Origin of the sequence: Streptomyces calidiresistens (assembly GCF_014141525.1) — a bacterium.
GTDB classification, from domain to species: domain Bacteria; phylum Actinomycetota; class Actinomycetes; order Streptomycetales; family Streptomycetaceae; genus Streptomyces; species Streptomyces calidiresistens.
The window spans coordinates 1-5,188 of sequence record NZ_VKHS01000379.1; the positions used below are offsets into that span (position 1 = coordinate 1).

Annotated in this window: 4 protein-coding genes; all 4 read right to left on the bottom strand. The window is 72.3% G+C overall.

Annotated elements, in window-relative coordinates:
* Positions 1 to 82: 82 nt before the first annotated feature.
* The 4 genes from FOE67_RS15815 to FOE67_RS15830 all read right to left on the bottom strand — a co-directional run bounded on the left by FOE67_RS15815 (position 83) and on the right by FOE67_RS15830 (position 5,105).
* Positions 83 to 1,777 carry a BCCT family transporter gene (locus FOE67_RS15815; protein ID WP_228473934.1) on the bottom strand — a complete coding sequence of 565 codons (1,695 nt, stop codon included), beginning with the start codon at positions 1,775 to 1,777 and terminating at the stop codon, positions 83 to 85.
* 211 nt (positions 1,778 to 1,988) lie between these two features.
* Entirely contained in the window at positions 1,989 to 3,083 is a 1,095-nt protein-coding gene (locus FOE67_RS15820) for a carboxylate-amine ligase (RefSeq protein ID WP_438874232.1), read from the bottom strand.
* Between the two features lie 64 nt (positions 3,084 to 3,147).
* Complete coding sequence (locus tag FOE67_RS15825; RefSeq protein WP_182664778.1) at positions 3,148 to 4,137, bottom strand: AraC family transcriptional regulator; 990 nt, start codon at positions 4,135 to 4,137, stop codon at positions 3,148 to 3,150.
* 89 nt (positions 4,138 to 4,226) lie between these two features.
* Positions 4,227 to 5,105: an NmrA family NAD(P)-binding protein gene (locus FOE67_RS15830; RefSeq protein WP_182664780.1), complete on the bottom strand. Its 879-nt coding sequence runs from the start codon at positions 5,103 to 5,105 to the stop codon at positions 4,227 to 4,229.
* Positions 5,106 to 5,188: the final 83 nt, after the last annotated feature.

The following is a 5,188-nucleotide window of genomic DNA, read 5'->3' on the forward strand; positions in this document are numbered from 1 at the left end:
CCCCGGGGGTGGGCGGGACGCCTGTGTCCCTCCCCGCCCCCGGGTCGCACCGGACGGGGACGACCCCGGTCGGTGGGCCCCCTCAGCCGTCCCCGACGGGGCGCTCGCCGGGCGGGGCACCGGGGGAGTCCTCCGGCCCCGTGCCCGCCCCGGGCACGGGGCCGCCCGGCGTCGGGCGGGCCCGTTGGGCCGAACGGGGCATCCGACGGATGCTGTGGGGCAGTTGCGGTCGCCGCAGTTCCGGGTAGTCCGCGTTCAACGCCCGTACCAGGGAGATCATCATCAGGAAGGCGATCAGGAAGAACGGCAGCCCCAGCACGGTGATCACCTCGGCGAGGGCATCGAGGCCGGACTTGCCGGTGGCCGCGATGAGGGTCCCCGCCACCACTCCCTCCGTGACCGCCCAGAAGATCCGCTGCCGCACCGGCCCGGGCTCCTCCCGATCACCCGAGCACAGGGTGTCCACCACCAGGGAGGCCGAGTCCGAGGAGGTCGTGAAGAAGATCACGACGATGAGGACCGCGATCGCCGAGACGACGGTCGCCAGCGGATAGTTCTCCAGGAAGACGAACAGCGCCCGGGAGACGTCCCCCTGGACCACCACCGCCTCCACCAGGCCGGTGTCCCCCTCCCGCTCGATGTCGATCGCCGAGAGCCCGAAGACGCTGAACCAGATGATGGTGAAGGCGGTGGGCAGCGCCAGCACCCCCAGGACGAACTCCCGGATGGTCCGGCCGCGCGAGATGCGCGCGATGAACATCCCCACGAACGGGGACCAGGTGATGGTCCACGCCCAGTAGAAGACCGTCCACTGCCCCTGCCAGCCCGTGTTGGCGAAGGTGTCGTTCCAGAAGGCCAGGGGCACCAGCGAGCCGAGGTAGACCCCGATCATCTCGATGATGCCCCGCGCCAGGAAAACGGTGGCGCCGGTGAGGAAGACGAAGATCAGCAGACCGACCGCCATGCCGATGTTCAGACTCGACAGGCGTTTGATGCCGCGGTCCAGCCCGAGCGCCACCGAGATGGTGGCGATGATCGTGACCACCGTGATCAACAGCACCTGGACCGGCTGACTCTCCTCGATGCCGAACAACTGCGCCAGCCCGCTGTTGATCTGCAGGGTGCCCAGGCCGATGGAGACGGCGACGCCGAAGAGGGTGCCCAGCACGGCGGTGATGTCCACCACGCGCCCCAGGGGACCGTGGATGCGGTCGCCCAGGAGCGGCTGGAGCACCGAACTGAGGCGGAACGGCAACCGGCGCTGGTGGACGAAGTAGGCGAAGGCCAGGGCCGGCAGACAGAAGATCGACCACGTGTGCAGGCCGAAGTGGTAGAAGGAGAAGGCCATCGCCAGTTCGGCGGCCTCCTCCGAACGGGGCTCCACGTCGGCGCGCGGCGGCTCGGCCCAGTGACTGATCGGCTCGGCCACGCCCCAGAACATCAGGATGGTGCCGATACCGGCGGCGAACAGCATCGCGAACCAGGCACGATTGCCGTACTCCGGCCGGGCGTCGTGTCCCCCCAACCGGACGTGCCCCCACCGGCTGAGGGCGATCCACACCAGGAACAGCAGGAACGTGGTCACGCCGAGGATGTAGAGCCAACCCAGGTGGTCGAGGATCCAGCCGGAGAGGTTGCTGAAGATCCGGTCCACGGTCTCGGTGGCGGCGATCGCCAGGGCCACGAACGCGACGGTGAGACCGGCCGAGACGAAGAAGATCACGGTATCGGTCCGCAACCCCAGGCGACGGCCGAGACGGTCCAGGAAAGCGGTCAACCGGCTCACTCCCCGATGGCTGGACGCGGCTTCCCCCGACCATCGACGAGGTCGGGGCCGGATGGTGGAAGACACACCGGCGGTCCACCCGAACGGAGCGCCGACGGCAGGCGCCCGGGCCGGGGTACGGGCCCGGCCGGGCGGTGGGAACACCGGGCCGGGCGGGGCGGGAACCGAACGGTGGGTCGGTTCCCGCCCCGTCCGGCCCGCCTCACCCCGCCGCGGTTCGCTCGACGAGCAGACGGGTCAGGGCCTCGGGGCCCCCTTCCCGCATCGCGCGGCGCTGGCGTTCGGCGCCGGTGCCCTCGTTCAGGATTCGCTCGACGCCGGAGGTGACCCGCCCCTCGTCACCCAGCCGGGCGAGTGCGGGCCCGATGTGCTCCAGCAACTGTCCCACCACGTCGGCGGCGGGACGGGACCGTCCCGCGAAGGGATCGACCAGGGTTCCGCCCAGACCGTGCCGGGCGGCGTGCCAGTCGGCGATCCGCAGCAGTTCGTCGGGGAGGTCGGGCACCGGAACGTCCGCCTTCTCCTCCTCCAGGGCCGTGGTCACCAGGGCCCTGGAGATACCGGCGAACACGACCGCGTCCTCCACCTCCAGCTGGGTGTCCAGGGCGCGCACCTCGACCGTGGGGTAGTTCTCCGAGAGCCTGGCCCGCCAGTACAACTGTCCCCGGTCGGTGATCACGCCGGTGGCCAACAGGGCGTCCACCCGGCGCTCGTAGTCCTCCGCGTCGGCGAAGCGGGGCGGCAGACCGCTGACCGGCCACCGGTCGAAGACGACCGTGCGCCAGTCGGCGAACCCCGTGTCCTGCCCCTCCCACATCGGGGAGTTGGCGCCCATCGCGCCGAGCACCGGCAACCAGGGACGCAGGCGGTTGAGCACCGCCACCCCGGCGGCCCGGTCGGGAACCGCCACGTGGCAGTGCATCCCGTTGATCAGCTGTTCGTCCACCAACTGTCGGGCCTCGCGGGACAGCATCCGGTACCGGGGCCGATCGGTCACCGGCACCGGATCCGGGCCGAGGAACGGCGCCGACCCACTGGCCGCGATCCGGCAGCCCGCGCTGCGCGCCGCCTCGTCGAGGGACCCGCGCAGCCGCTTCAGGTGGTCGGCGACCTCCTCCAGTCCGACGCACACCGGTGTCGCGATCTCCACCTGCACCTGCAGCAGTTCCAGCTGCACCTCGTCACCACCGGCGGTGGGGACCCCACCGATGGCGGCACGCGTCCGCTCCGCCTCCGGGACCGGGAACCCGGTCGCCGGATCGATCAGCAGATACTCCTCTTCGACACCCAGCGTCATCATGGACAGCGGATACCCCGGCGCCCCCCGCGCAATCCCGCCGGTGGGAGCGCCGGTCGCGCCGTCATCCCCCGAGAACGACGGTGTGCGGGACCCCGTCCGGGACCGGCGGCAGGGCGAGCCGCGCGCCCTCGCGGTACTCCCGCGGACTCACCCCGCGCACCCGTTTGAACGCCGCGCTCAGGGCGAAGGCGCTGCCGTACCCCACCCGTCGGGCCGCGCCCTCCAGGGTGCAGCCCGGTTGCCGGAGCAGGTCGGCCGCCAGATCGAGCCTGACCCCGGTCAGGTACGCCATCGGCGTCTCCCCCACGAGCACGGTGAAACGCCGGGCCAGGGCCGCCCGGGAGACCCCCACCCGGTCGGCCAGGGAGGCGACGGTCCACGGGTGCGCCGGGCGTTCCCGGAGCAGTCGGAGGGCCGGCCCGACCACCTCGTCGCCCCGGGCCCCGCCGTGGTCGGCACCGACCGCCGCGGGGGAGGCGAACCACCCCCGCAGGACCGCCACCAACAGCAGATCCAGCAGACGGTCCAGGACCAACTCCTGTCCGGGCCGGTCCCGCTCGAGTTCGGCGGCGAGCAGCGCGGGCAGCGGGTCGTCGGCCACGGCGGGACGCATCAGGACGGCGGGAACGGCTCCCAGCAGACGCCGGCCGACCTCGCTCTCCGCCCGGTAGGTGCCGGTGATCATCACCGAGGAGTGGGGGGAGGGGACCCCGCCCCAGGCCCGGACCCCTCGTTCGGCCAACTCGCCCATGGCTCCGGGCCCCACCGGGAGGCAGCTCTGGTCCGGCCCCACGAGCACCCCCACCGGGGTGCCGGGCGCGTCGGAGACGGTGTACGGGACGGGCCCCCGGATCACCGCCACGTCCCCGGGTCCCAACGGGGTGACGGGCCCCCCGTCGGGCCGCACCACGGCTTCGCCCCGGACCATGGTGACCACGGTGAGCGGTGCGCGGTCCTCGATCCGCAGGGACCACGGGGGGTTGAGGATCGACTTGAGCAGGAACGCCCCGCGGGCCTTGGGTGCGTCCAGCAGGGCGGTCAGCGCGTCCACCCCCTCAGGGTAGCCGGCGGGACCGGACGGGGAGAGGCTGTTCACGGTCCTCCCGGCCCGGCCGGGCGAGCCCCCGGGCGGAACACGGGTCACCGGGGGTCCCACACACCGGTGGCCGCCGTCTCCCGGGCGTAGCGGGCGAAGTCCCGGGGCGGGCGGCCGAGGACCTCCCGCACGCCGGCGACCGGGTGCGCGTTGCGGCCGTCCGAGATCAACCGGAACAGGTCCGCGAACTCGACGGGGAAACCGTTTTCCCGCAACGTCTCGCGGTAGGTCTCCAGCGGCACGGGGAGGTAGCGGATGTCCCGGCCGGTGGCCCGGGACAGTTCGGCGGCCACCTCCCGGAAGCCGAGGGCCCGGGGCCCGGAGAGTTCGTGGATCCGTCCGACGTGCCCCTCCGAGGTGAGCACCTCGACCACGACATCGGCGATGTCGTCGGCGTCCACGAAGGGTTCGACCGCCTCGGCGGTGGGCAACGCCAGCTCACCGGCGAGCACCGATTCCAGGAAAAAGCCCTCGTCGAAGTTCTGGAAGAACCAACCGGCGCGCACCACGGTCCACTCCGCCCCGGACTCGCGCACCTCCCGCTCCGCACGCAGGGCCCCCTCCTCCCCCCGTCCGGACAACAACACCAATCGACGGGTTCCCGCCGCCACGGCCAGGCGGGAGAAGGCACCGACCGCCTCGGCCGCTCCGGGGAAACCGAGGTCGGGGTGGTAGGTGATGTAGACGGCCCCCGTTCCCTCCACCGCCGCCTCCCAGCTCGCGGGCTTCCCCCAGTCGAAGGGGGGCTCACCCGAACGGGAACCGATGCGAACCGGCAGACCGCGGGCGGTGAGCCGCTCCGCCACCCGCCGTCCGGTCTTGCCGGTGCCGCCGATGACGAGGGTCGGGGAGGAGGGACTGGAGGAGGTGGAGCGGGTGGAGGAGGTGGAGGGAACGGGGGAGCGTTCGGTTCGCGATGTCATGCGACCAGTCAAGTGCGGTCCGGCGGTGTGCTCCATGCGTACGGATCTCGACCCCATGCGTGTGCGTCCACCCGCTCCCCCTC

Coding starts and splice junctions, on each gene's coding strand:
- FOE67_RS15820 (WP_438874232.1), bottom strand. CDS start 3,083: ATGACGCTGGGTGTCGAAGAGGAGTATCTGCTGATCGATCCGGCGACC.
- FOE67_RS15830 (WP_182664780.1), bottom strand. CDS start 5,105: ATGACATCGCGAACCGAACGCTCCCCCGTTCCCTCCACCTCCTCCACC.